Origin of the sequence: Gordonia asplenii, from assembly GCF_012933505.1 — a bacterium.
Lineage (GTDB): Bacteria > Actinomycetota > Actinomycetes > Mycobacteriales > Mycobacteriaceae > Gordonia > Gordonia asplenii.
Genome location: NZ_JABBNB010000014.1, coordinates 147041 through 170801, shown reverse-complemented (window position 1 = coordinate 170801; position 23761 = coordinate 147041). Strand labels below are relative to the sequence as shown.

General features: G+C 65.8%; 22 protein-coding genes, 1 tRNA gene and 1 pseudogene. 16 read left to right on the top strand and 8 right to left on the bottom strand.

Going from position 1 to position 23761, the window contains the following annotated elements:
- Nucleotides 1-340 precede the first annotated feature (340 nt).
- Nucleotides 341-1078: a WecB/TagA/CpsF family glycosyltransferase gene (locus HH308_RS15180; RefSeq protein ID WP_170195049.1), complete on the bottom strand. Its 738-nt coding sequence runs from the start codon at nt 1076-1078 to the stop codon at nt 341-343.
- Nucleotides 1079-1183: 105 nt separating this feature from the next.
- Between HH308_RS15180 and HH308_RS15175 the strand changes: the two genes are divergently transcribed.
- From HH308_RS15175 to HH308_RS15160, 4 genes are read left to right on the top strand one after another with little or no spacing between them, the layout of a single operon-like run.
- Nucleotides 1184-2953: an SDR family oxidoreductase gene (locus HH308_RS15175; protein ID WP_246284621.1), complete on the top strand. Its 1770-nt coding sequence runs from the start codon at nt 1184-1186 to the stop codon at nt 2951-2953.
- Nucleotides 2954-3002: 49 nt separating this feature from the next.
- On the top strand, nt 3003-3920 hold the full coding sequence (locus HH308_RS15170; protein WP_170195047.1) for a metal-dependent hydrolase: 918 nt from the start codon (nt 3003-3005) through the stop codon (nt 3918-3920).
- 1 nt (nt 3921) lies between these two features.
- The gene (locus HH308_RS15165) at nt 3922-5037 is read left to right on the top strand and encodes a PDR/VanB family oxidoreductase (protein ID WP_312870607.1); all 1116 of its coding nucleotides are present in this window, start codon (nt 3922-3924) and stop codon (nt 5035-5037) included.
- A gap of 45 nt (nt 5038-5082) precedes the next feature.
- Complete coding sequence (locus HH308_RS15160) at nt 5083-6027, top strand: polysaccharide deacetylase family protein (RefSeq protein ID WP_246284620.1); 945 nt, start codon at nt 5083-5085, stop codon at nt 6025-6027.
- A gap of 22 nt (nt 6028-6049) precedes the next feature.
- Here the strand turns inward: HH308_RS15160 and HH308_RS15155 are convergent, their stop codons facing one another.
- Nucleotides 6050-6697, bottom strand: a complete 648-nt coding sequence (locus HH308_RS15155) for a TetR/AcrR family transcriptional regulator (protein ID WP_170195046.1) — start codon at nt 6695-6697, stop codon at nt 6050-6052.
- A gap of 198 nt (nt 6698-6895) precedes the next feature.
- Here HH308_RS15155 and HH308_RS15150 point away from each other — a divergent pair, with 198 nt between their 5' ends.
- Genes HH308_RS15150 through HH308_RS15140 form a run of 3 tightly spaced genes read left to right on the top strand, consistent with a single transcriptional unit; the run spans nt 6896 to nt 10403 of the window.
- Nucleotides 6896-7687, top strand: a complete 792-nt coding sequence (locus tag HH308_RS15150) for an SDR family NAD(P)-dependent oxidoreductase (RefSeq protein ID WP_170195045.1) — start codon at nt 6896-6898, stop codon at nt 7685-7687.
- Between the two features lie 45 nt (nt 7688-7732).
- The gene (locus HH308_RS15145; protein ID WP_170195044.1) at nt 7733-8860 is read left to right on the top strand and encodes a DUF5938 domain-containing protein; all 1128 of its coding nucleotides are present in this window, start codon (nt 7733-7735) and stop codon (nt 8858-8860) included.
- Nucleotides 8861-8867: 7 nt separating this feature from the next.
- Nucleotides 8868-10403, top strand: a complete 1536-nt coding sequence (locus HH308_RS15140) for an acyl-CoA synthetase (protein WP_170195043.1) — start codon at nt 8868-8870, stop codon at nt 10401-10403.
- Here the strand turns inward: HH308_RS15140 and HH308_RS15135 are convergent.
- Nucleotides 10363-11949 carry a DHA2 family efflux MFS transporter permease subunit gene (locus tag HH308_RS15135; RefSeq protein ID WP_170195042.1) on the bottom strand — a complete coding sequence of 529 codons (1587 nt, stop codon included), beginning with the start codon at nt 11947-11949 and terminating at the stop codon, nt 10363-10365. The genes HH308_RS15140 and HH308_RS15135 overlap by 41 nt on opposite strands.
- Nucleotides 11950-12060: 111 nt before the next feature.
- On the opposite strand from HH308_RS15135, the gene HH308_RS15130 reads away from it, so the two are divergent.
- Nucleotides 12061-12669 carry a TetR/AcrR family transcriptional regulator gene (locus HH308_RS15130; protein ID WP_170195041.1) on the top strand — a complete coding sequence of 203 codons (609 nt, stop codon included), beginning with the start codon at nt 12061-12063 and terminating at the stop codon, nt 12667-12669.
- Between the two features lie 47 nt (nt 12670-12716).
- Entirely contained in the window at nt 12717-13475 is a 759-nt protein-coding gene (locus HH308_RS15125) for a MerR family transcriptional regulator (RefSeq protein WP_170195040.1), read from the top strand.
- 412 nt (nt 13476-13887) lie between these two features.
- Here HH308_RS15125 and HH308_RS15120 read toward each other — a convergent pair whose 3' ends face one another.
- The 5 genes from HH308_RS15120 to HH308_RS15100 all read right to left on the bottom strand — a co-directional run bounded on the left by HH308_RS15120 (nt 13888) and on the right by HH308_RS15100 (nt 19847).
- Nucleotides 13888-14727, bottom strand: coding sequence for a hypothetical protein (locus HH308_RS15120; protein ID WP_170195039.1), 840 nt, complete (start codon nt 14725-14727; stop codon nt 13888-13890).
- A 3-nt stretch (nt 14728-14730) separates the two neighbouring features.
- Entirely contained in the window at nt 14731-16140 is a 1410-nt protein-coding gene (locus tag HH308_RS15115; RefSeq protein ID WP_170195038.1) for a UDP-glucose dehydrogenase family protein, read from the bottom strand.
- Between the two features lie 107 nt (nt 16141-16247).
- Nucleotides 16248-16832 carry a dCTP deaminase gene (dcd, locus tag HH308_RS15110; RefSeq protein ID WP_170195037.1) on the bottom strand — a complete coding sequence of 195 codons (585 nt, stop codon included), beginning with the start codon at nt 16830-16832 and terminating at the stop codon, nt 16248-16250.
- A 349-nt stretch (nt 16833-17181) separates the two neighbouring features.
- On the bottom strand, nt 17182-19110 hold the full coding sequence (locus HH308_RS15105) for a carbohydrate-binding domain-containing protein (RefSeq protein ID WP_170195036.1): 1929 nt from the start codon (nt 19108-19110) through the stop codon (nt 17182-17184).
- Nucleotides 19111-19256: 146 nt separating this feature from the next.
- Nucleotides 19257-19847 (bottom strand): serine O-acetyltransferase, encoded by a 591-nt coding sequence (locus HH308_RS15100; protein ID WP_170195035.1) that lies wholly within the window; start codon nt 19845-19847, stop codon nt 19257-19259.
- 96 nt (nt 19848-19943) lie between these two features.
- Between HH308_RS15100 and HH308_RS15095 the strand changes: the two genes are divergently transcribed.
- The 7 genes and pseudogenes from HH308_RS15095 to HH308_RS30195 all read left to right on the top strand — a co-directional run bounded on the left by HH308_RS15095 (nt 19944) and on the right by HH308_RS30195 (nt 23761).
- A complete protein-coding gene (locus HH308_RS15095; protein WP_312870606.1) occupies nt 19944-21185 on the top strand; it encodes a lipase family protein in 1242 nt (413 codons plus the stop codon).
- Nucleotides 21186-21239: 54 nt separating this feature from the next.
- Nucleotides 21240-21313, top strand: a tRNA-Gly gene (locus tag HH308_RS15090).
- Nucleotides 21314-21821: 508 nt separating this feature from the next.
- On the top strand, nt 21822-22055 hold the full coding sequence (locus tag HH308_RS15085; RefSeq protein ID WP_170195034.1) for a hypothetical protein: 234 nt from the start codon (nt 21822-21824) through the stop codon (nt 22053-22055).
- A gap of 220 nt (nt 22056-22275) precedes the next feature.
- Complete coding sequence (locus HH308_RS15080; RefSeq protein WP_170195033.1) at nt 22276-22722, top strand: hypothetical protein; 447 nt, start codon at nt 22276-22278, stop codon at nt 22720-22722.
- Between the two features lie 197 nt (nt 22723-22919).
- On the top strand, nt 22920-23132 hold the full coding sequence (locus HH308_RS15075) for a hypothetical protein (RefSeq protein WP_170195032.1): 213 nt from the start codon (nt 22920-22922) through the stop codon (nt 23130-23132).
- 95 nt (nt 23133-23227) lie between these two features.
- Nucleotides 23228-23563: pseudogene (locus tag HH308_RS30200) on the top strand (recombinase family protein); the annotation flags it as partial.
- Nucleotides 23552-23761, top strand: coding sequence for a recombinase family protein (locus tag HH308_RS30195; protein WP_281362977.1), 210 nt, complete (start codon nt 23552-23554; stop codon nt 23759-23761). The pseudogene HH308_RS30200 and the gene HH308_RS30195, both read left to right, overlap by 12 nt.

Below are 23761 nucleotides of genomic sequence, written 5' to 3'. Positions count from 1 at the left end.
TCCCTCGCTTCGGCACTCGACGAGCGAGGGGAAGCGACGTGCTGAACAACGCGCCCCGCGGCAAGCGCACGGCGTCCCCTCCGCTCCCCAAGTCCGTGGCGACCGCACGTGTCCCCTCCGCTCCCCGAGTGCCGAAGCGAGCTCGCGAGCTTCGGTGTAACGAGGGGGAGGCGACCTGAAAGACACTGTGCAGTAAGGACTCTCGATGTGACGGAGAGTCTCGAACTCGCCGCGCCACGTCTCGTTACACCGAAGCTCGTTCCTCGCTTCGGCACTCGACGAGCGGGTGGGAGCGAGGTCGTCTCGAACCGACACTGCAAGGCGCCTCAAAATCCTCTATTCAGGACCGCAGATCCTGCTTGCGCATTCGCAGCGCGCGCGCCAGGAACACCGGATTGCCCAGCAGGTAACGCTTGGCCTTGTGCGGCTCACGCACCAGGATGTCGACCCATTCCATGCCGATCCTGCGGGTGAATCCCGGTGCGCGCGTACGAGTTCCGGCCCAGAAGCCGAACAGTCCGCCGACCCCCGCGACCAGCGGCACCGACAACCTCGCCCGGTTCGCGGCAATCCACTTCTCCTGCAGCGGGTTACCGAATCCCACCAGCAGCAGTTGCGGCGCCGCGGCTGCGATGTCGGCCAGCACCTCGTCCGGACGATCCAGGTCGAAGAAGCCGTGATGGCGCCCCACCACGACGATGTCGGGGTATTCTCGCGAAATCGCCTGCACCGCAGCCTCGTTGACTTCGTCGTCGCCGCCTAGGAAATAGACGCGCAGCCCGGGTGTCGCCGCCAGCAGCGCCGGAATCACGTCGGTGCCGTTGAGATTGGCCTGCAACGTCACGCCACGCATCCGCGCCGCCCATCGAACGCCGGTGCCGTCCGCACTGACGAAGTCCATCGTATTGAGAATCTCGGCATACTCCCGATCCTCGACGGCGAGATTCAGCGTCGACGCGTTGGGAAAGGCCACCGTGCGCACGACGTCGCCGCAGGTGGCTGCACGCAGCTGCTCGACCGCGGAATCCATCGATTGATCGGTGACTTCGACACCCAATACCCGCACTCGCCTCTGCACCAGTAAAAACTATCACCGATTGCAGCTGGCAAAGCACACACTTTCGGCTAGGTGTAACCGATGGTAACGTCTAAATCCATCGTTATGACCTCACAAGGGAGAACCATGGCAGACTGGCGCCGGCGCACCGTGTCCAACGGCAGCATCGACCTGGCCGTTTTCGAGCTGGGGGACGAGTCGAATCCCACCGTCGTGCTCGTCCACGGCTGGCCGGACACGCACCACCTGTGGACGCACGTCGCGCCCGCGATCGCCGCGGCCGGCTATCACGTCGCGGCATATGACACACGGGGCTACGGCGAGACGTCCGCGCCCGACGGCGACGCCCCGTACCGGCTCGCCGACGTCGCCACCGACCTCTTCGCCGTCGCCGACGCCGTGAGTCCCGACGCTCCCGTGCACGTCGTCGCGCACGACTGGGGCTCGGTGCAGACCTGGGAGGCCGTGACCACCCCGGGCGCCGAGAAGCGCATCAAGTCGTTCGTGTCGGTGTCCGGCCCCAATCTCGACTACCTCTCGGAGTGGGCCCGCAAGAATCTCGCCCGGCCGACGCCGGCGAACCTGGCCAAGGCGTTCTCGCAACTCGGATCGTCGGCCTACACCGGCTTCTTCCAGGCCCCCGTGCTGCCGAATCTGTTCTGGCGCGCAGCGGGCCGCCCCGGCCTGTGGCGCGAATTCCTGCACCGCATCGAGGGCACCCCGAAGGACAACGTGGTTCTCGGTGACACCTTTACCGCCGACACCATCAGCGGGCTGCGCTACTACCGCGCGAACATCCGGCAAAAACTCGCCGACCCCGAGCCCCGTCCCACCAAGGTGCCGGTCCTGGAGATCGTCAACGAGCGCGACGTCGCGCTGCGCCCGACCATCTACGACTACACCCACACCCACGCCGAGAACCTATGGCGGCGCAACAGCTCCACCGGCCACTGGTTGCCCTACACCAACCCCGACTATCTCGTCGCGACCGCACTCGACTTCATCGACTCGCTCGAAGGACGCTCGGGTAATCGGCCGGCCACCCTCGACCGTGCCCGCGTGCTGTCGACGCCCGGCAAGTTGACCGGAAAACTAGCCGTGATCACCGGTGCGGGAAGCGGCATCGGCCGCGAAACCGCGTACGCGCTGGCCGAGCGCGGCTGCGAGATCGTCATCGCCGACCTCGACTTCGACAGTGCCGAGGCAACCGCGATCAATTGCAAGGCGCTCGGCGCGCAGGCGCATTCCTATGACCTCGACGTTTCCGACGTCGCCGCGTTCAACGCCTTCGCCGCGACCGTCGCCGCGAAGCACGGAGTCGCCGACATCGTCGTCAACAACGCGGGCGTCGGCCTCGGCGGCAGCGCCCTGGCGGCCACCGACGAGCAGCTCGACCGGGTCCTCGCGATCAACCTGCGCGGCGTCATGACCGGCTGCCGCGCATTCGGCAGGCAGATGGTCGAACGGGGCATCGGCGGCAACATCATCAACATCGCCTCGGCCGCGGCATTCACCCCCCAAAAGGGGCTGGGCATCTACGCGGCGTCGAAGGCCGGCGTGCTGCTGTTCTCCGAATCGCTGCGCGCCGAACTCGCCGAGCATCGGATCGGCGTCACCGCCATCTGCCCGGGCATCGTGAACACCAACATCGTGTCCAACACCCCGCTGGCCGGCTTCGACGACGACGCCGTCGAGCAGGAGCACCGCGACCGGCTCGACAGCTTCTACCAGCGCCGCAACTTCGGCCCGGAAAAGGTCGCTCGGGACATCGTCGCCGCGCTGGAGGCCAACAAGGCCGTCGCCCCGGTCACCCCGGAGGCCAAACTCGGCTACCGGGTGTATCGCTTCACGCCATGGCTCGCCCGCCTGATGGCGCGCGGCGATATTCTGCGCTGAGCCACGAAACCACTCCTCCCCGACTCTTCCCACGCCCACAGGAGGCGACATGACTTCGAGCGGCAACAAAGTGCCATCGACGACTGAGACGACGCCCGTCGACACCGACCCCGGCCCCGTCGAACTGCACGCCCGCAACGTCAGTTTCGACGTCGCCGACGTCGATCTGCACTGGATCCCCGGCCACCCGTACGCGTCGAATCTCATCACCGCGCTGAATCTCGTTCTCCCCGAAGGGGAACGGTGGTTCGTGAAGACGTTCAACGAGGCTCTCCCGCTGGTCCGCGACGACGAACTCGCGGCGTCGATGCGCGGTTTCATCGGGCAGGAGGCGATGCACGCCGACGCCCATGACAAGGTGGTCTGGAATTTCGTCACCGAACACGGCATCGACCCCGAGCCGTACCACCGCCAGATGGAGTGGTTGTTCCGAAAGTTGCTGGCGCCCAAGGGAACCGAATCGGCGAAGGCTCAGCGCAAGCACCTCATCGAGCGACTGTGGCTGATCGCGGCGATCGAACACTACACCGCGGTGCTCGGCGATTTCGCGCTGAATAGTTCCTGGCTGGAGGTCGACGCCGACCCCGCCATGGCCGATCTGTTCCTGTGGCACGGGGCAGAAGAAGTCGAGCATCGCACGGTGGCCCACGAGGTCGCCGTGTACTTCGGCGACAGCTATCTGCGTCGCGGCCGGGCCATGCTCGTCGCCATGCCCGCGCTGCTGTTCGTCGTGTTCCGCGGCGGCCGCTACATCTCCCTCAACGACCCCAGCGGAGCGATTAAGCAACTCGACCGCTTCTTGCAGTACCGGCGCGGCGTTCGGTTCAACGTCGTGCCGAAGATCAGCGACATCCTGCTGGCGTCGCTGACGTACTTCCGCCCGGGATTCGATCCGGTGGAAGTGGGTGACACCGCCCAGGCCGTCGCGTATCTCGCGAAGTCACCGGCCACCCGGAAGGCGAGTTGACGTGACGTCGAACCATCCCGCGCACACCACCGATCTGACGTCGGTGCCACCGTCGTTGACCGGGCGATTCAAACGCGACCCCGCGATGTTGCTGGCGACGGGACTGCTCAAGACCTGGTTCCCGGTGTGGGGCGCGCTGTCGCCGCTGCGCCGTCGCCGCCACAACGACGGCACAATGGCCGTGCGGATCATCGGCCGGGAGCAGGTCGCTCACGATCAGAACGTCATCGCACTCACGTTCGCGGCGCTCGACGACGGGCCGCTGCCCGCCTGGCGCGCCGGCGCGCACCTCGACCTGCTGCTCCCGTCCGGGCGGATGCGCGAGTACTCGCTCTGCGGCGATCCGGCCGACACCGACCGCTATCGCATCGCGGTGCGGCGCATCCCCGACGGTGGCGGCGGCTCGGTCGAGGTGCACGACGCCCTGTCGGTAGGCGACGTCGTCACCATCAAGGGTCCGCGCAACGCGTTTCCCCTCGCGTTGCCCGGATTCGGTTCCAGCGCAACGACTCTGCGATTCATAGCCGGCGGAATCGGCATCACCCCGATCCTGCCGATGCTCGCCTCGGCCGAGCGGCTCGGACTCGACTGGTCGATGATCTACACCGGCCGCAGCCTGGACTCGATCCCGTTTCGCGCCGAACTGGCCCGCTACGGCGACAAAGTGCAGATCCGCACCGACGACGACCACGGTCTGCCCACCATGGCAGAGCTCGTCGGCGACGGCGCCGCGGGCACCGCCATCTACACGTGCGGCCCGGTGCCGATGCTCGAGGGCCTGCGCGCCCACTTGTCGGGGCGGCCCGACGTCGAACTGCACTACGAGCGGTTCAGCCCGCCGCCGGTGGAGAACGGCAAGCCGTTCACCGTGCACCTGGCGTCGACCGGCGACGACGTCGCCGTCGCGTCCGACGAGTCGATGCTCGCCGCCGTCCGCCGGGCGATGCCGAGCGTGCCGTACTCGTGCCAGCAGGGCTTCTGCGGAACCTGCAAGATCAAGGCACAGTCGGGCGACGTCGAGCATCGCGACACGATCCTCACCGACGACGAGCGGGCCGCCGGCTACCTGCTGACCTGCGTGTCACGCGCGTCCGGCACCCTGGTACTCGATTTGTAACAGCAACCTCACACCAAACGCCCAGCACAGGGTATTCTGTCCGTTATGTCGACTATGTGCCCCTCCGCACTGGTGGGTGCACAGAATCGCCTCCTCGTTCTGGGATTCCACAACATCGAGCGCACCTGGTGCTGGCCCGCCGCCGCGGGCACCGGCGTACGCACCTTCACCCAGCATCTGCAGATCCTGCGTCGCGTCGCTAACGTCGTCGACCTCCGGGAGGCCCTCGACGCCCTACGGTCGGGCCAGAAGCTGCCGCCGCGCGCCGTCGCGCTGACATTCGACGACGGCTATCGCGACAACCTCACCCTTGCCGCTCCCCTGCTCCGCAGATTGTCGATGCCGGCCACCGTCTTCCTGGTCCCCGGGCTGCTCGACCGCACCGTGCACGCGTGGTGGGAACGACTCGGCTGGGCAATCACCGAGGCCACCGTGCCATCGCTGAGCTACGACGGCGTCGACTATCCACTGGCCGACACGACCGCCCGGATCGCCGCGCAGCGCGCCGTCGAAGAGGACATCAAGACGCTGACGCATACCGAACGTGCTGCGCTCATCGAGGATTTCGTCGAACGCCTGCAGCCGCGCGGCAGTTTCGACACCGACGACCTGTTCCTCGACTGGGACGCCGCTGCGACACTGCCCGACGCCGGGCTGACCGTCGGGTCGCACACCATGGAACATCCGATCCTCTCGCGCGAGTCCGCGGGCGATCAGCAGTTCAGCCTGCGCGAGTCCAAGCGGCTGCTACAGGACCGCATCGGCGTCGAGGTACCCATCCTCGCGTATCCGAACGGCACTCGAAACGATTACGACACAACGACTTTGACAGAAGTCGAAGCCGCCGGCTACGAGTATGCGGTGACCACCTGGGGCGGCGTGACGACTACCGACGTGTCTCGCTACGAAGTTCATCGCGCGCTGGTCGGTCCATACACGCACCCCGCGCGGTTCGCCGCATTCCTCGGCAAGCGGCTGCTGGCTGCCTGAACCGGCCTGAACCTAGGTTCGATCAGTCGCGGCAAACGGCGTCGAGCAGCCAAACGGCTTGTCCGCGTAGGGTTTCCACCACAGAGCCGTCACCGGAGACGTAGCGGATGAGGCAGTTCTCGAAGAGTCCGTCGAACATCGTGTAGGCAGCGAACTCGTCGACGGCGACCGTCGCTGCGCGCAGCTTCGCGTACGCCACGACGACGCGCCAGATCATGTCCTGCAGCTGATGATCGAGGTCGATCACGGTGGGCCGCAAGGCTTCTTCGAATGCAGACTGAGTGCGCAGGTCGTACCACAGCCGGTGCATCGCGGTGTCGACGACGAGTGTGTCCACCAACGCATCGGCGAAACCCGCCGCCAACTGCGGAGCGTCCGTGGCGGTCGCGACGGCCTCGTCGTAGCGAGTGACGCAGTGCTCCTTGTAGCGGCGCACACCGAAGGTGATCAGTTCGATCTTGTCTTTGAAGTAGTAGTGCAGCACACCGTGGCTGAACTCGGTCTTCTGGGCGATTTCCCGCAGACTGGTCCGGGCGTAGCCGAGTTCACCCAACGTGGCAAGAGTCGCGTCGGCCAGCTCGCCCCGGCGTCGTTGAAATTTGTCGACGCGCTCGAAACGGTCCACTCCACCATCTGATGTCGCGACATCGGATTGCACGAGATCAGTCATGCCCAATCCCCTTTCTTCGCGCACACTTGTCGCCCATTCTGCCAGATGTCGCCGGCAAACCCGTGATCGAAGCTTTCCTTGACGAGTGTCAAGGAAATACTTGACAACTGTCAAGACCGGGTCGATGCTGAGTGAGCGCACGTGATGCGCCTCACATTCACCGCTCACCTCACCTCAGCGAAGGCAAAGGAGCCATCCATGACCTCGATCGATCTGACCGGTAGAAAAGCCCTCGTCACCGGAGGTGCGCAGGGCCTCGGCGAAGGGATGGCGCGGGCACTCGCCGACGCCGGAGCGTCGGTGATGATCGCCGACATCTCCGACAGCGGCGCCGACGTCGCCGCCTCCCTCGGCGACGCCCACGGCTTCACCAAGCTCGACGTCACCGACGACGCGAACTGGGCGTCGGCGATCGAGGCCACCGTCGCCCAACTCGGCGGCCTGGACATCCTGGTCAACAATGCGGGCATCGAGATCACCAGCCTGCTGACCGAGGTGGAGGCGGCCGATATCCGCAAGATGCTCGACGTCAACATCCTCGGCACCACACTGGGCATCAAGAACGGACTGCGCGCCATGCGCCCCGACGGAGCGGCCGGGCAAGGCGGTTCGATCATCAACATCGCCTCGGTGGCCGCGACCATCGCCTTCCCCGGCATCGCGGTGTATTCGGCGACGAAGTCCGCCGTAGACCGTCTGACCCGAGTCGCCGCGATGGAGTCGGGCAAACTCGGCTACGGCGTCCGGGTGAACTGCATCTACCCCGGCCTGGTCCCCACGGCGATGGGCGCCGGACTGGCCAGCGACGTCGCCGAACTGGGCCTCTTCGAGTCGCCCGAGGCTGCGGTGGGGGCGGTCATCGAACTCACCCCCGGGGGTCGTCTCGGCCAGGTCGACGACATGGCCGACGCAGTGGTCTTCCTCGCCTCCGACGCCGCGAAGTTCATCACCGGCATCGGCCTGCCGGTCGACGGCGGCATGGGCATGTGACTCTCCCCCGCACCGACTCCTACCTCCTCCGAAAGGCCTGAACTCATGACCACCAAACCTGTCGTCGTCTACGGTGCCTCCGGCTACACCGGGCGTCTCATCTGCGAATACCTGCGCGAGTACAACGTTCCGTTCGTCGCCGCCGGGCGCAGTCGCGAAAAGCTCGAAGCCGCAATGAAGTCCAACGTCCCCGGAATCGAGACCGCCGACTACGAGATCGTCGCCACCGAGAACACGGTCGAGGCACTGACCGAACTGTTCACCGGCGCGTCGGTCGTCTGCAACACCGTCGGACCGTTCGCCACCTACGGCCACGAGGTCGTGCAGGCGGCGCTGGCCGCCGGCGCCCACTATCTCGACACCACCGGCGAGCAGGACTGGCTCATCACGCTCGACGAACAATACGCCGCCGACTACGCCGCGAAGGGTCTCGTGCTGTCCCCCGGCCTCGCCCAGATGTACACCACCGGTGAGATCGCCGCCCAAATCTGCTTGGAGACACCGGGTTTGGACACTCTGGACATCGCGGTGTTCTGGGGCGGCAGCCCGACCATCGCGTCCACGCAGACCATCCTCGTCAATGCCGCCATGTCCAAGGCCTACTACCTCGAGCAGAATCAGTACTCCGAATGGGATCCGGAGGCCGGCCTCTACAACCTCGCCATCCCGGGCCAGCACGAGCTCGCACTCGCCCTGCCGTGGGGCGGGACGTCGCACCCGGTGTGGTTCCGCAAGGACCCGCGCGTCGCCAACGTGAAAGCCCTCGGCGGAGTGTTCAACAAGGCGCTGATGCTGGGCGTGCCGCAGATCGTGGCGGGCGCCCTGGAGGCCACCAAGGACATGGCCCCCGACGAGCGGCTGGCGGCATTGCAGGCGACCGCGGCCCAGGTGATGAACGAGATGCCGCCGCGCGAGTACACCCGCATCAACCGCTCGGTCGATTCGGTACACGCCTCCGGTCCGCTCGGCCGGGCTCACACGGTCATCTACGGCAACTGCAACTACAAGCAAACCGGCCTGCTGCAGGCGTTCGGTGCGTACTCGCTGCTCCAAAAGGAGCCCAACGCAACAGGTTTGGCGTCGGGCTGCCAGGCTTTCGGTCATCGCGAACTGCTCGGCGTGCTCCGCGCGTTCGGACTTGTCCAGGCACCGATCGTGACGATCGAGAACTGACGGACCCATGCGGATCGTCGACTTCCTCGACAAGGGCGCCTCGCTCGACGGCGAGGCGCCCTGCCTCACGACCGACGGCGAGTCGGTGTCCTACGCCGATGTCGTCGCGGCGTCCTACCGGATCGCGAATGCCCTTGCCGCACAAGGAGTCAGCCCCGGCGACAAGGTCGGAATCCTGTCATCCAACGACCCGACGTCGTTCACCTGCGTATTCGGCATCAGTCGCGCGGGCGCGGTGTGGTGCCCGATCAATCCACGCAACGAGGCGGGTGAGAATCAGCAGCTGCTCGACCAATTCGACTGTGCGGTACTGATCTATCAATCGTCGTTCGCCCCGCTGGTTGCCAAGATCCGCCCGGCGTTGAGCAAGGTGCACACGTGGGTGTGCCTCGACGACGTCGACGACGGCGCGCTGAGTTGGCCGGACTTCCTTGCCTCCGGCGCAGATTCGACGCTCGACGCCCGCGCCGTCGACGATCTGGCGATGATCGCCGGGACCGGCGGCACAACCGGCAAGCCGAAGGGCGTGATGCTCACCGGCGTCAATCTGGAGACGATGTCGGCGATCACCCTGATGAGCTATCCGTTCGACGGGCGTCCGGTCTATCTGGCTCTGGCCCCACTCACCCATGCCGCCGGTGTGCTGTGCTTTCCGATCATGTGCCTGGGCGGCGAGATCGTCATCATGCGCAGACCCGACGTCGGGGACTTCCTGACACACCTCGAGCGACACGGCGTCACGCACACCTTCCTGCCGCCGACGCTGCTCTACATGGTGCTGGCCCATCCGGCGCTCGACGAGACGGATCGCTCTGCGCTGCAATGCTTCTGGTATGGCGCCGCGCCGATGTCACCGGTCCGGCTGGAGGAGGCGCTGACCCGCATCGGCCCGGTGATGGCACAGTTGTTCGGACAGACCGAGGCGCCGATGATGGTGTCGACGATGGCCCCCGCCGATCATTTCCTACCCGACGGTTCCGTTGCCGCACAACGGCTCTCGTCGGCGGGACGACCGTCGCCGTTGGTCACCCTGGCCATCATGGACGGGCAGGGCAATCACCTGCCGCGTGGCGAACGGGGCGAGATCGTCGTGCGGTCGTCGTTGGTGACGCCCGGCTACTACCTCAACCCGACGGCGACCGCCGAGGCGTCGGAGTTCGGGTGGCACCACACCGGCGACATCGGATTCCTCGACGACGACGGCTTCCTGTTCATCGTCGATCGGGCGAAGGACATGATCATCACCGGCGGGTTCAACGTGTATTCCGTCGAGGTGGAACAGGCTTTGCTCGCCCATCCCGACATCCAGGACTGCGCGGTGATCGGCCGTCCCGACGACAAGTGGGGCGAACGCGTCGAGGCCGTCGTACAGCCGCGAGCGGGCCACACGGTGGACCCGAGCGCCGTGACCGCTTTCGTCAAGGAACGAATCGGCAGTGTGAAGACGCCCAAGGTGGTGCACGTGTGGCCCGATCTACCGCGTTCCAAGGTCGGGAAGGTGCTCAAGCCAGAGGTGAAAGCTCAGCTGTCGCAGTCTGATTGACCTCCGCTGCGACGGTCTCGCCGGACTCGAGTCGATCGTCGTCGTGCGACGCGCGCCTGCGCATCGCCCAACCGCCGGCAACGGCCGAACAGACCGAGATTACGACCGCCACCCAGGTCGCCTGTTGCAGGCCGTCGATGAAGACGTCGGCGACCGCGGCGTGAACCGCCTCGGCGGCTTGTTGCGGCGCACGCATCGCCACCTGGACTCCCGCCATCACCGACTGCTCGGCGATCTCCCGGGCTGGCTGCGGAACACCCAGGTCCTGCAGTCGCACACCCACATTCGCCGCATACACCGACGTCAACACCGATCCCAGCACGGCGACGCCGAGCGTTCCGCCGATCTCTCGGGTGGTGTCGTTGATCGCCGATCCCGCTCCCGCCTGTTCCGGGGTGAGGGCATCCATGATGACCTGGGTGCAGGGGCCGGAGATCATCGCCAACCCGGCGGCCATCAGCATCATCGACCAGATGATGAGACCGAAATATGTCGAATCCCGATCGGTCAGCTCGACGACGCTGAAGCCCGACGCCATCAGCAGGGCACCGGTCACCGCGACGACCCGCGGACCGAACCGATGGGACAGCGCCATCGCCGCCGGGGACAGCGCGGCCACCACGAGCGCGAAGGGCAGTGTCCGGACACCCGCCTGCAGCGGTGAATAGCCCATCACGGCCTGGAAGAACTGGGTGATCAGGAAGATGAACCCGAACAGTGCGAAGAAGGCGACCGCGATCATGCCCGCGGCACCCGCGAAGCGGCGATTGGTGAACAGCCGGACGTCGAAGATCGGGTGCTCGACGCGCAGTTGGTGCGACACGAAGGCGGCCACAATGCCCAGTGCCACAACGAGTCCGCCGATCGTGCGCCACGACGACCAACCCACCGACGGCCCTTCGATCACCGAGTAGGTGAGCAGGCCGAGTCCGGCGATGGACAGTACGACACCGACGATGTCGAAGCGCGGCAACGTGATTCGCTGCTCGGTCGGGGCCGGGATCACCAGCAGAGCGCCGGCCAGCGCCACCGCGCCGAACGGCACGTTGATCCAGAACACCGACGACCACGAGTAGTGGTCGAGCAGCCATCCACCGAGTACCGGCCCGATCGCCACCGCCATACCCGACGTCGCAGCCCAGACGCCGACCGCGACGGCACGGTCCTTGGCCTCGGTGAACGCCGCCACGATGAGCGCGAGCGTGGCCGGGAAGACCAGTGCCGCAAACATTCCCAGACCGGCGCGGCTGGCGATCAGCTCTCCGAGGGTGTTCGACGACGCCGCCGCGACCGACACCGCGACGAATCCGACGATGCCGGTGGCCAGCATCCGTCGGTGACCGAAGCGGTCACCGAGGTAGCCGCCGGTCAGCAGGAGCCCGGCGAACACCAGCGTGTAGGCGTCGACGATCCATTGCAGCCCGGAGATCCCGGCGTCGAGGTCGCGCGCCACGGTCGGCAGCGCGACGTTCACGATCGTGTTGTCGACCATGACCAGTAATTCGGCAAAGCACAGCGCCACGAGGGCGATCCATTTGTTCTTCATCAGACGACTTCCATCCAGTCAGTTACAGAACATTGTTCTACAACAGTAGAACGCCGTACTATATGCTCTGTCAAGGAAATTCGTAGAACAACGTTCTGTAACGTGAGGCACATGTCCGACGAACGTCAAGCCACGCGCGGCGGCGCGCCCCGCACACCAGCCGCCCAGATCCGGTCGTCACTGATCGCCGCCGGGCGTCGAATCCTCGAAGAGAACGGACAGGCGGGGCTGACCGTACGGGCCGTCGCGTCGGCCGCGGGGGTTGCGCCGATGGGCGTCTACAACCACTTCGACGGCAAGGAGGGCCTGCTCAACGCCGTCGTCACCGACGGATTTCGCGAATTCGCGGCGACCATCGCAGCCTCCGACGACGATCCCGCACGACGCCTCGCCGCCTGCGGCCGCGGGTATCGCCGATTCGCGCTGGCCAATCCGACGCTGTACGCGCTGATGTTCGCCAAGGACTGCCAGCCCGACGCGCAGATCGCTCACGAATCCTTCCTCGTCCTGGCCGAGGTGATCCGTTACGGCCAGCTCGGCGGGGTGATCCGCGACGGTGATCCGCACGGCATCGCCCTGGAGGTCTGGTCCTGCGTCCACGGCGCGATGTCGCTCGAGCTCAGCGGCGGACTCCCGGAGATGCTCGACGCCGAAACGAACTACGAGGGCGTCATCGCATTAGTCGCGCGGGGGTTGGCGCCCGCCACACGAGTCGGGTAGCGCCTTCGGCCCGCATCGTCTGTCGCCGACCTGAGAAGATGGCTGTCATGACCGAGTACCGCATCGACGACCTGGCACGTGCCGCGGGCACCACCACGCGCAACGTACGCGGATATCAGGACCGTGGCCTACTGCAGCGCCCGATGAAGCGTGGGCGCATCGCCATCTACACCGATGCCCACCTGTCGCGACTCAAGGTGATCAACAACCTGCTCAAGCGAGGGTTCACGATCCGCCACATCAGCGACTTCCTGCTCGGCATGCAGCGCGGCGACGATCTCGCCGACGTTCTCGGCCTCAACGAAGTGGTCACCGAGCCGTGGTCGTCGTCGACGTCGACCACGATGAGCGCGGCCGACCTCAAAGAACTGCTCAACACCGGCAACCCCGCGCAGATGCAGCGGCTCGTCGATTTCGGACTGCTCGACCCCATCCCCAACGCCTCGCCGCCGGCCTACCGGGTCAACGACGCCGACACCATCTTCGCGTACTCGCGACTGGTGAAACTCGGCATCGCCCTCAGCGGCATCATCGAAGTACACGGTCGCGTGGACGCGCAGATGAGCGACATCGCCGCGACACTGATCTCGTCGGGCCGACGCGCCATCACCGACCAGTACACGGACGGCTGGCTCCCCGAGACCGAGAGCGAATCACAGTGGGCCACAGAGATTCTCAGCGAACTGAGGCAAGCCGGGATGGTGTCGTCGCACAACATGCTCAACCGCGCGCTCGATCGGGACATGGCCCGCCAGCTCAGTCAATACCTCGAAGCCAGCCGCAACGAGAGCGCGACGTCGGACTGAGCCACGCCCGAGTCGAAACCACCGCGCCTCCCCCGCCGGTTGAGCCGGGCCCGACGAGCGCAGCGAGACGCGCCTCCTCCGCCGGTTGAGCCGGGCCCGACGAGCGAAGCGAGACGCGCCCGAGTCGAAACCACCGCGCCTCCCCCGCCGGTTGAGCCGGGCCCGACGAGCGAAGCGAGACGCGCCCGAGTCGAAACCACCGCACCAGCCCCCGCCGGTTGAGCCGGGCCCGACGAGCGAAGCGAGACGCGCCCGAGTCGAAACCACGGTGAGACGAGTTACCAACTGCCGCTAGGTGTTTGGTGCGTTGGCAGCGTGGGCTTGCGTGGTTTCGACACGGGCCTTCGCTAACGCTCCGGCCCGGCTCAACCAACGGTGGGGGCGGTCGACCGTCTGCACTGATCAGCGCCTCTTAGGGCAGTCTGATCGGCGGGAGTCCCGGAATCGGATTCGGGAGGGTGCGTCGATGCTGGCGTTTGGGTGCCGACGTCTTGCGCCGTGTACTCGTGTCGGGCACGGTCGCCTTCGGGGTGATCTTCGGCGGGGGCGCGACATACGACGCCGCCGGACGTCGGGCCATCGAAACGTCCTGCGCCTTCGCGGTGACCTCGGTGGTGGGGATGGCCAGCGCGGGCACCTGGCTGTGGGTTGCCGCGACGTTCTGCGTCACCGGCTCCGACTCGGGCGTCCAGGCCGCGATGAGCACGGTGCCGACGGCGGCCACCAGCAACGCCGACGCCGCCGCCAAGACCACCCGCGACGGTGTGGTCGGAATGGTCTTGACTTTCGGGATCGGCTGGCGGATCTCGCTCGGCAACGGCTCCAGATCCGCGGGCGTGGGCATCCGGCCGCGAGGGATCGAGCTGCGCGGCGTGAACTCCGGATGGGAGGCCAGTACGTGGTGCGCCGACACGGCGAACGGCACCGTCGGCGGGTCGTCGGGCTCGACGACGCCGGTGCGATGCCGAGAGCCGCTCCCGGCGGCCGAGATCACATCGTCGCGCGTGACACGGAACAGTCGCACATGGGTGTGTCCCATGACGAATGTCCCTTCCGAACGCGCCAGATTGCGTCGCGCCTGCGCGACGAGTCGCAGGAGTTCATCGTGCCACTGCTCGTTCTCCGGCTTGGCCACGCGACCGGCGCTGACCAGGTAGGTCATCAGTGCGACGTCGTCGGCGACGGCGGTGTCCGCACCGAGAACTCCACGCCGCGCGCGCGGCGTCGAGTTCGGTGGGAGCACTGGGGCCATGCCTTAAACTAACATGCCTGTCGATCTCGAACTGCTTGTTTTCCTTAACAAACCGGCCTGCCTATCGGTCAGAACCGGCTCCGAGCGGCTGCCGATGGCCAGATATCGCCACCCCGCTGCCCGCCACGTCTCCGGGTTCAAGCAACGCCGGCCATCGATGATAACTCGTCGTGCGACGGTCGAGGCGAGTTCTTCGGGTGCCATGTGCACGAACTCGGCCCATTCGGTGGCGACCACCACGACGTCGGCGGATGCGGCCGCGGCGGCCGCCGATTCGGCGAACCGCAGGGTCGGATACAGCTTGCCGGCATTGCCCATCGCCTTGGGATCGAACACCGTGACGCGCGCCCCCCGCAGCGCCAACTGGCCTGCGACGTTGAGTGCGGGCGAATCCCGGACATCGTCGCTCTCCGGCTTGAACGCCGCACCCAGAACTGCCACGTTGGCACCCAGAACGCTTCCACCGCAAGCATTCTCGATGAGTTCCACCATCGCGGTCCGGCGTCGCATGTTGACCGCGTCCACCTCGCGCAGGAAGGCCAGACTGTCGCCGACACCCAGCTCCTCGGCGCGGGCGACGAAGGCACGGATGTCTTTGGGCAGGCAACCGCCGCCGAAACCCAAGCCCGCGTTGAGGAATCGCCGTCCGATGCGGGCGTCGTAGCCGATGGCATCGGCCAGCGTGGAGATGTCGCCGCCGACGACCTCACACAGCTCGCTGACCGCATTGATGAACGAGATCTTGGTCGCGAGGAACGCATTGGCCGATACCTTCACCAATTCGGCTGTGGGCCAATCGGTTCGAACGAAGGGCACCCCGGCTTCGAAGATCTCCCGATACAGCTCGCCGAGCACGCCCTCGGCTTTGGAGTCGGTCCGGGCCGGGTCGACGCCGAGCACGATCCGGTCGGGCGCGAGGGTGTCTTCCACGGCGAAACCCTCGCGGAGGAATTCCGGATTCCACGCCAACTCGATACTCGTCGCCTCATCACCCGCGGTCAGTACCGCGATCCGACGACTCAGTTCGGCCGCGGTACCCACCGGCACCGTCGACTTACCGACGATGAGATGTTCCCCGTGCAACCGCGTCACCAGCGACTCGACTGCTCCGAACACCTGGCTGAGGTCGGCTCCGTGCGAACGTTGCTGTTGTGGCGTTCCGACGCCCAGAAAGTGCACCGACGCATGAGCCGCGGCCTCGTCGTAGTCGGTGGTGAACCGCAATCGTCCGGCATCGATGTTGCGGCGCAACACATCTGAGAGCCCCGGCTCGAAGAACGGCACCTCGCCGCGGGAGAGGCTCGCGATCTTGGCGTCCTCGGTGTCGACACCGAGGACATCGTGCCCCAACTCGGCCATGCAGGCCGCGTGAGTGGCACCGAGATATCCGCATCCGATCACTGTCACCTTCATAACCAACTGACTACGCGGTCAGCTTGTCATCGCAGCGGCCCGGACATGGCGTCGAAGTGAATGCTGTTGGCGCACAAGGTTGCCGTTGGCGTCCCCGTCGACCGCCGTTAACTCTGCGCGGAATCCGGTTGCGTGAAGTTCAGATAGGCCTTCGACGGCGTCGGTCCGCGTTGCCCTTGATACTTCGATCCGACAGCGTCGCTGCCATACGGATGTTCGGCCGGTGAGGACAGGCGGATCAGGCACAGCTGGCCGATCTTCATTCCCGGCCACAGCGTGATGGGCAGATTCGCCACATTCGACAACTCGAGGGTGATGTGACCTGAGAAGCCCGGGTCGATGAAGCCCGCCGTCGAATGCGTCAGCAGCCCCAGGCGCCCGAGTGAAGATTTGCCCTCCAGTCGACCGGCCAGATCGTCGGGAAGCGTGCACACCTCCAGCGTCGAACCCAAGACGAACTCGCCCGGATGCAGGACGAACGGTTCACCGTCGGCCGGTTCGACCAGGGACGTCAGCTCGTCCTGGCGCTGCGCCGGATCGATATGCGTGTAGCGCGTGTTGTTGAACACTCGAAACAGTCCGTCGAGGCGAACGTCGACGCTCGACGGTTGCACCAGAGCGGCGTCGTAGGGGTCGATCGCCAGCGCGCCCGCGGCGATCTCGGCGCGGATGTCGCGGTCAGAGAGCAGCACGCCCGACAGCGTATCGGACGCCGCAGACGCCCCCGCGCACGTTAGGACCGTGCACGCACGTCACGGCGACCCGTGCACGCCGATGAGCCGTCGCGGACGCCTGCTACCGTCTTCCCTCAAACATGACGGTTTCACAGACTCGTCTAGATTCAGTGTGACGCATACCTCATACTGAGAAGACCACGTCGTCAGGAGCGATCATCCGAACACACGACCGAACCCGCCTCACCAAGCCGAAAGTGGCTGGTGAGACGCGTGGCACCTTCTTCCGGGGCCTCTACGTCGCGATTGTTCTGGCACTGTTGTTCTGGGTGGCGATCGGTCTTCTCATCTGGTGGCTCGTCTGACGTCAGCCCTGCTGTGCACAGGTGGTGTCCGACGCCGAGTCGAGTTGCACACTGGTCGAGCTGATCTGCGAGTCGAGCGCCTGCAGCTGTCCGATCAGTGACTTCGGCAGGTTGCCGAGCGTCTGACTGTAGGTGCTGCCGTCGATGGTGCTCTCGGCATAGATCGAGAACGCCGACGACGTGTCGGCGACGTATGCGCCGTAGTCGCGCATAGCCACGGCGACCATCTTCTGGAACGGCGTCAGTCCCAGGGCGTCGAGGTTCAGCGACGGGCTGAGCCGGATCCGGGTGCCCTGCGGCATGCCCGCCGAATTGGTGCCGTCCGAGCGGGTACCCGGGTACGCGAACAGCCCGCTGGTCTGCGGGATGGCGATGCGCAGGGCGTGGGAGATGACTCCGGAGGCGACGTCGGTGGGCGTGATCATGCCCGCGACGTAGGAGAACTCGCCACCCGCATGCGCGGGGCCACTGGCGTGCCCGCCCGAACCGGTGTAGGCGTGATAGCTCGCATGAGCGATCGCGGTGCGCGAGTTCGCCGAGAAACTCTGGAACTCGTAGAGGCAACCGGTGGCCTGATCGATCACGACGAGGTGCGAATCGGCGTCGGGACTCGGCGCATACGACGACAGGTACGGCACCGAGACCGTCTTGTTGGAGTTGGTGATTCGGATCGCTTGCGTGGGGGTTCCCGCCGGCGCCCGATAAATCGGTGTGCTCCACGCGTTCTGGTTCAGCGAGATCTGGGTGATCGCCGAGTTGGTCAGCAGCGCGTTGATCCACGTCGTGCTACGTGAATCGACCGTCGACGACGCCGGGATCGGAGTGTTCCAGAACGAGTTCGCCGCGAAGTAGCGGCCGTCAGAGGTCTTGGTGCCCTGGGTGGCCTGTGAGACGGAGAAGTTCTCGATCGCCGTCCCAGACGTATTCGATACGACGACACGCACGGTGTGGGTGCCCGCCTGCACCGTCCGGACCTGCTCGTAGCGGCCCCAGTTGTCGGCGCCCGAATGATCCATCACGCCGGCACCGTCGAGCCACACCGCGACACCCATGTCGCCGGTATCGGCCGCGAACGTATACGGGCCCGTGATTGGGAATTCAAGGGAGCCAACGTATTCGATCGAATACCCCGCCGCGTTGACGCCGGTCGCAGGGGAGCCGGAGCCGAAGTTGCCGCCCACCGACCAGCCGCATGCCTGATACACCGGCTGCCCGGACGCCGTCGTGTTGTTGAAATAGCGCGCCTGGTACGAGTTCGTCGGGCAGCCAGACGTTGTGGGCGTGGTCGTGGTCGTCGTCGCCGTGGTCGTGGTGGTGGTGGTCGGAGGTGTTGTCGTCGGGGTGGTGGTGGCGGGTGTCGTGGTGGGTGTTGTCGTCGGTGTCGTCGTTGCGGGCGGCGTCGTCGTGGACGTGGTCGTCGGGGTGGTTGTCGTTGCGGCGCTTGGGATGTCGGTGATGGTGTTGATGTCCACGTTGCGATCGCACAGCAACCACGAGAAGTCGTTGCTGAAGCGCACCATCATGGTGTGCGTTCCCGCCGGGATCGCCACATTCGCGGTGTAGTCGGTCCAGGTTCGCGACGAGACGGTGATCGTCGTCCGAACCGTCGAGTCGACGAGCACCTGTATCACCGGCCAGCCGGTGCAGTTGACGCCGCGTGCTCGAATACTCAAGCCGGACAACGCCGGCGTGGTTTCGGTATAGCTGACGGCACTGCCGGTCGCCGCCAGCGTGAGCGCTTTGCCGCCGGTCGCCGTCGAGTCGTTGAAGGGATAGACGGTGCCCGTCGCCGTAAGCTGATCTGCCTGGAGAGTGGCTGCCCGGGCCGTCGCCGGATTGAGAAAGACGACACCGATCACGCTGGCGCACAGCGCGATTACCGCGACGACGACAACAGGAAACAACCGCGCACCGCGCACACACACCGACATTGAAATCCTTCACTGAGAACTATCGATCAAATCTCAGTGATTGAAGATAGGCAACGACGCGGCCCGTGAGCGCGCTCAACACGTCACCGAATGGTGACGGTTAGGTCCCTGTTTAGTACGGGCATCGCTGCCGGCGTGTGGTCCCGTCAGTCGTGGGCGGATCGTCGCAGCTCAACCGCGGCGGGGCTGACGAAAACCGCTCCCGGCGGCACGTCGGTGACGACAGTCGCATTTGCCCCGATGATCGCGTCGTCGCCGATCGTGATCGGCCCCAGCACCATTGCTCCCGCACAGATGATCACGCGATCACCGATCGTCGGCTTGCCCTTGGTGGTGTTGCCGATGGTGACCTGCTGGTTGATCCAGCAGTCTTCGCCGATGCGCACGGCGTCGATTCCAGTCGCGAACCCGTGCTGCACGAACAGTCCGACGCCGATATTCTCCGAACCGAACTTGAGCGTCGCTTCGCCGGGAAACAGCATTCGCATGGGCACGCGGAGGAAGAAGGAGACGTTGCGCGCCCGGTAGTGGATGAGACTTCGGAACTCCGGCAGTCGAGTGGCGAGCACCGCGAAGCGGTCCCTCGGCGACGCGTCGAGCAGGGTCTTGTCGCCCATGCATTGCACCCAGCGTCGCGACTCGCGCTCGACCAGGTCGCCGATGCCCGCCAATCGCACCAAGAGCAGCAGCGGAAGACTGTAGAGGCGCGAAAACCACAAGGGCGGACCGTAGTTCATCGTGCGAAGTATTCGCTATCAGTAAGTTGACAGGCAATAGCCTTGATTACTTTCTTGATCACTAGTGCATAATGCACTGATCGCTATCCTAGGTGGGTGCACCATCGTCGACCGGCTTTGACCGGGCTACTCACCGCTGTCGTGGCCGCTGCGCTCGCGTGCTCAGCGCTCACCTCATGCTCCCCCGACGCGCCGCCACCCACCGAGCTGCTGGCCGCGCCGCTGACCACGCCCCAACAGCCCGCGGCACAGGAAGCGGCCGGCCGGCCGACGCGCGTCGTCGACACCGTCGCCGGTTCCCTCGGCCGCGGCAAGCTCGCCGTCTACGGCTCGACCGACGGCGCGACAGGGGCCCCGACCAAGGTCTCCGGAGCATTCTTCGTTCCGAGCGGAACTCCGCCGGCGGGCGGCTGGCCGACGATCGCCATCGGCCATGGAACCACCGGACTGTCACCGGACTGCGGCCCCTCTCGCGATCCGGCGACACTGAGCCAGATCGCGCCTGTCGCAATGCTTCTCAAGGACGGTTTCGCGGTCGCGCTGATCGACTACCAGGGCCTGGGAATCGCCGCCGACGGCACCGACGCCTCCGCCGACAACCCGCGTCACCCGTACTTGGAGCCACGGTCGGCGGCGTACAACCTCGCCGACGCGGTGCGCGCGATGCGAGCGGTGTATCCCGGCCGCATCAGCACCCGTTGGGCGGCCGCCGGACATTCGCAGGGTGGCCAAGCCGCTTGGGCCGCAGCCGAATTCGCACCCGCGTACGCTTCCGAGCTGCAGCTGGTCGCGGCGTCGGCGCAGGCGCCCGCGGTGAACCTGCGACGACTCGGGCGGGTATCGGACGGCAGTTACACTTCGCACGAGGAGTGGCTGATGCCGATGCTGATCACCGGACTGTCGGTGTCTGATCCGAGCCTCAACCGCTGGGACTTCATCCGCGGGTCGGCCAGGAACAATCTCGCATTGCTGGTGTCGTGCAACGCCGCTGACGATGCCAACCGCCAAAAGGCCATGGACGCAATAAGTTCCGGCGACGTGATCCCAGACTCAGCGGACGCGCAAACGGCGCTCACCGACGTCCTGCAGTCGTACTCGCTGCCACAGCGTCGAAGCAGCGTCCCGCTGTACGTCACGCAGGGCACCGCCGATCCCGTCGTCGCGGCGTCGTCGACCACCACGGCCGTCAGCCAAGCCTGCCAGCTGGGCACGGTCGTGACCTACCGCAAGCTTGACGGTCGTAACCACGACATCGGCGACGACATGGCCGGCTACGAGTGGCTCGCCACCATGCTCCACGGCGCGCGCCCGCCGACGTCGTGCACGACGACGGCCTGAGTTCAGCACCCCGCACCGCGTTTGCTACGCTGTGCTCTGCGAGTCACCTCGCACGCCGATGTAGTTCAATGGCAGAACATCAGCTTCCCAAGCTGAATACGCGGGTTCGATTCCCGTCATCGGCTCCAGTGTTGGCGCAGGTAGCGCCCCTCTGGTGCGCTTCAACCGCCAATCAGGCGTACTTTCACCCCGGCACTACCCCGGCACGGCGCGCAGCACGTAACAGTCACCGAGTGGACGACGACCGTGCCGATCCGAAACCGTCGCGCCAGCATCACCCGCGATAGGTGGCGAATTGCGACGCTTGGCTATGCGAATGTAATACGAATGTTGACCAAAAGGACTGCAGCAGAACAGCTTTAGTGCCCCGTGGTGTTGCGCAATGGGCCGTTGGTGTGCATACTGGTGGCTGCGTTGCCGGGTAGCACGGCGGCGGACTCCTCGTGGTAGGCGTCGTGTAGAGGCGGAGCTTCGCACCTCAGCTGGACATGTACGTGTCTGGGACGAGATGTGAATGGGTCTGCCATTTCCCAGACGAGAGTTCTGGAGGAAGCCATGAGCCAAAGAGTTAGCGCCAACCTGCCTGGGAACCGGCCCGCGAATACTGGCCGAGATGATCAGCGCCTCCGGCAGCGCGTGATCAATCGCGACGAGCTAGGCAATACCCCGGTCATCATCGGCCGCGAGGCTGCGGCTCAGCTCTGCAACGACACCTTCGGTGTGCCCATAAGCTTCACCCGAATGCGAAGGGGATTCGAGCGCCGCGAATTGAAGGTCTGGAAGGTGGGAGGGGTCAATGCGACCAGCCCGCAGGCGCTTTTCGACTGGATTCAGGGGATGGCTCTCCCGGTTGCCGGGGCGACGGAGTGAACCGCAAGCAACGCAGGCAGATGAACAACGACTTCCCGGTCCTTGGCATGACCGAGGAGCAGGGGTTGACTGCCAACCGGGTGTGTACGGCACGGCGGACCAACGGCGAACCCTGCACGCGGATCGCCATCGCGGGCGGCAACGTCTGCCCGGCGCACGGGGAAAATCGCCGATTGTGCGAGCCAAGGCCAAGGCTCGGCTTGAAGGCGCAGCCGACCGCATGGCGCGCGAATTGCTGGGTATGGCGACCGATCCCGACTTGCCGCCCAACGTGAAGCTGGCTGCAGTGAAAGACGCCCTGGATCGCGCGAACGTGAGCGGCAAGTCTGAAGTGGAAGTCTCGGTGACGACGCCGCTGTTCGAGCAGATCCTCGGTGGGCTGCGGAGCAAGAGTCGTTCAGCGCGAGGGGAAGTCGACGACGTAGACCCGGCGCTGTCGTGGGTCCAGGAGGAGCTGACCGCCCAGGTTGTGGACGACGCCGACGAGTACGAGCACACCAGCGCTCGCGCAGTGCAGCCCGACACCGAAGAACTAGACGTTATCGACGCCGAGACGGTGGAAGTCTTGCCCGCGCAACCGAATACGGGTGGACTGCAGTCGCTCGAAGACGCCTTAGCCACGCTACAGGAGGCGCAACCGCCCACGGCGCACACAGCACCCAAATAGACGCTGCTGCGCGCCCCGCACGCGGGTTACCGGGCGTGTTGCGCACCCACACGCCCCATCCGGGCATCTCAACCACTGAGCGCGAAATAACAAGCGAGACAACAGGATTCGCCACGTCAAGGAAACTTGACGTTGCGTACAGTGGGGTGCAAGGGGTGCAGGCAGGGCTGCACCCCTCAGACCCCGAGGGAGACGACATGACTCAGTACCACGGTGGACGAGTCCCGATCGGCCGCGACGTATGGACGGTGACCTTCACCGACGGCGAGCAGTACGAGGCGATAGACGTGCTCGTACCCTCGGGCAGCACCAACGCAGACGCCCAAGCCGTCGCCCAGTCGATCATCGCGCCGGACTACCTGCCCGGCATGTACGTCGTCGACGTGCGCCCATACGCGGGAGGCCTGTGATGCGCGTAATCGGTTATGTGCGCGTAAGCACCGACAGGCAGGGCCGAAAGTGGCCTTGGCCTTGAGGCGCAACGCGATTCGCTCGAACATGGTGCAGAGCGCACGGTCACGACCTGCTCACCGTGACCACCAACGTGATCAGCGGAGCCAAGAACGACGCCATGTTCGGCCGCGAGGTAGCAATCGCGGCTGTCGAGCACGGCGTGGCCGACGGATTGCTCGTCCGCGCTCTGGACCGGGTCACCCGCGATCAGTTGGACGCAGCCCAAATCATGAAGCGCGCCAACGACTACGGCTGGCGACTCATGGACACGGAAGGCGCCGACAGCGGCGATCCAAGCCAGCGGCTCGTCGCGGACGTACGACTGGCCGTGGCAGCCGAAGAGCGCCGCAAGATCGGCACCCGCACCCGAGAAGCGTTGGACGCCAAGCGAAAGCGCAACGAGCCCGGTCTCATCAACACCAGCACACAGCGCCGCATCCAGGTACTCGCATACCAAGGTCTGGGCGCGAAGGCGATCGCCGCGCAACTCACCCGCGAAGGCGTACCCACCGCCACAGGCGGCGACACCTGGCACTACTCCACCGTGCGTCGAGCCCTCGCACGCATCGCACAGAAAGCGAACTAG

What these genes read in the sequence shown, in the direction of transcription:
- HH308_RS15135 (WP_170195042.1), bottom strand. Translation starts at nt 11,949, where the DNA reads ATGAAGAACAAATGGATCGCCCTCGTGGCGCTGTGCTTTGCCGAATTA.
- HH308_RS15080 (WP_170195033.1), top strand. Translation starts at nt 22,276, where the DNA reads ATGGCGCGCGAATTGCTGGGTATGGCGACCGATCCCGACTTGCCGCCC.
- HH308_RS15170 (WP_170195047.1), top strand. Translation starts at nt 3,003, where the DNA reads ATGACTTCGAGCGGCAACAAAGTGCCATCGACGACTGAGACGACGCCC.
- HH308_RS15125 (WP_170195040.1), top strand. Translation starts at nt 12,717, where the DNA reads ATGACCGAGTACCGCATCGACGACCTGGCACGTGCCGCGGGCACCACC.
- HH308_RS15150 (WP_170195045.1), top strand. Translation starts at nt 6,896, where the DNA reads ATGACCTCGATCGATCTGACCGGTAGAAAAGCCCTCGTCACCGGAGGT.
- HH308_RS15145 (WP_170195044.1), top strand. Translation starts at nt 7,733, where the DNA reads ATGACCACCAAACCTGTCGTCGTCTACGGTGCCTCCGGCTACACCGGG.
- HH308_RS15120 (WP_170195039.1), bottom strand. Translation starts at nt 14,727, where the DNA reads ATGGCCCCAGTGCTCCCACCGAACTCGACGCCGCGCGCGCGGCGTGGA.
- HH308_RS15140 (WP_170195043.1), top strand. Translation starts at nt 8,868, where the DNA reads ATGCGGATCGTCGACTTCCTCGACAAGGGCGCCTCGCTCGACGGCGAG.
- HH308_RS15175 (WP_246284621.1), top strand. Translation starts at nt 1,184, where the DNA reads ATGGCAGACTGGCGCCGGCGCACCGTGTCCAACGGCAGCATCGACCTG.
- HH308_RS15160 (WP_246284620.1), top strand. Translation starts at nt 5,083, where the DNA reads ATGTCGACTATGTGCCCCTCCGCACTGGTGGGTGCACAGAATCGCCTC.
- HH308_RS15130 (WP_170195041.1), top strand. Translation starts at nt 12,061, where the DNA reads ATGTCCGACGAACGTCAAGCCACGCGCGGCGGCGCGCCCCGCACACCA.
- HH308_RS15155 (WP_170195046.1), bottom strand. Translation starts at nt 6,697, where the DNA reads ATGACTGATCTCGTGCAATCCGATGTCGCGACATCAGATGGTGGAGTG.
- HH308_RS15100 (WP_170195035.1), bottom strand. Translation starts at nt 19,847, where the DNA reads ATGAACTACGGTCCGCCCTTGTGGTTTTCGCGCCTCTACAGTCTTCCG.
- HH308_RS15075 (WP_170195032.1), top strand. Translation starts at nt 22,920, where the DNA reads ATGACTCAGTACCACGGTGGACGAGTCCCGATCGGCCGCGACGTATGG.
- HH308_RS15115 (WP_170195038.1), bottom strand. Translation starts at nt 16,140, where the DNA reads ATGAAGGTGACAGTGATCGGATGCGGATATCTCGGTGCCACTCACGCG.
- HH308_RS15105 (WP_170195036.1), bottom strand. Translation starts at nt 19,110, where the DNA reads ATGTCGGTGTGTGTGCGCGGTGCGCGGTTGTTTCCTGTTGTCGTCGTC.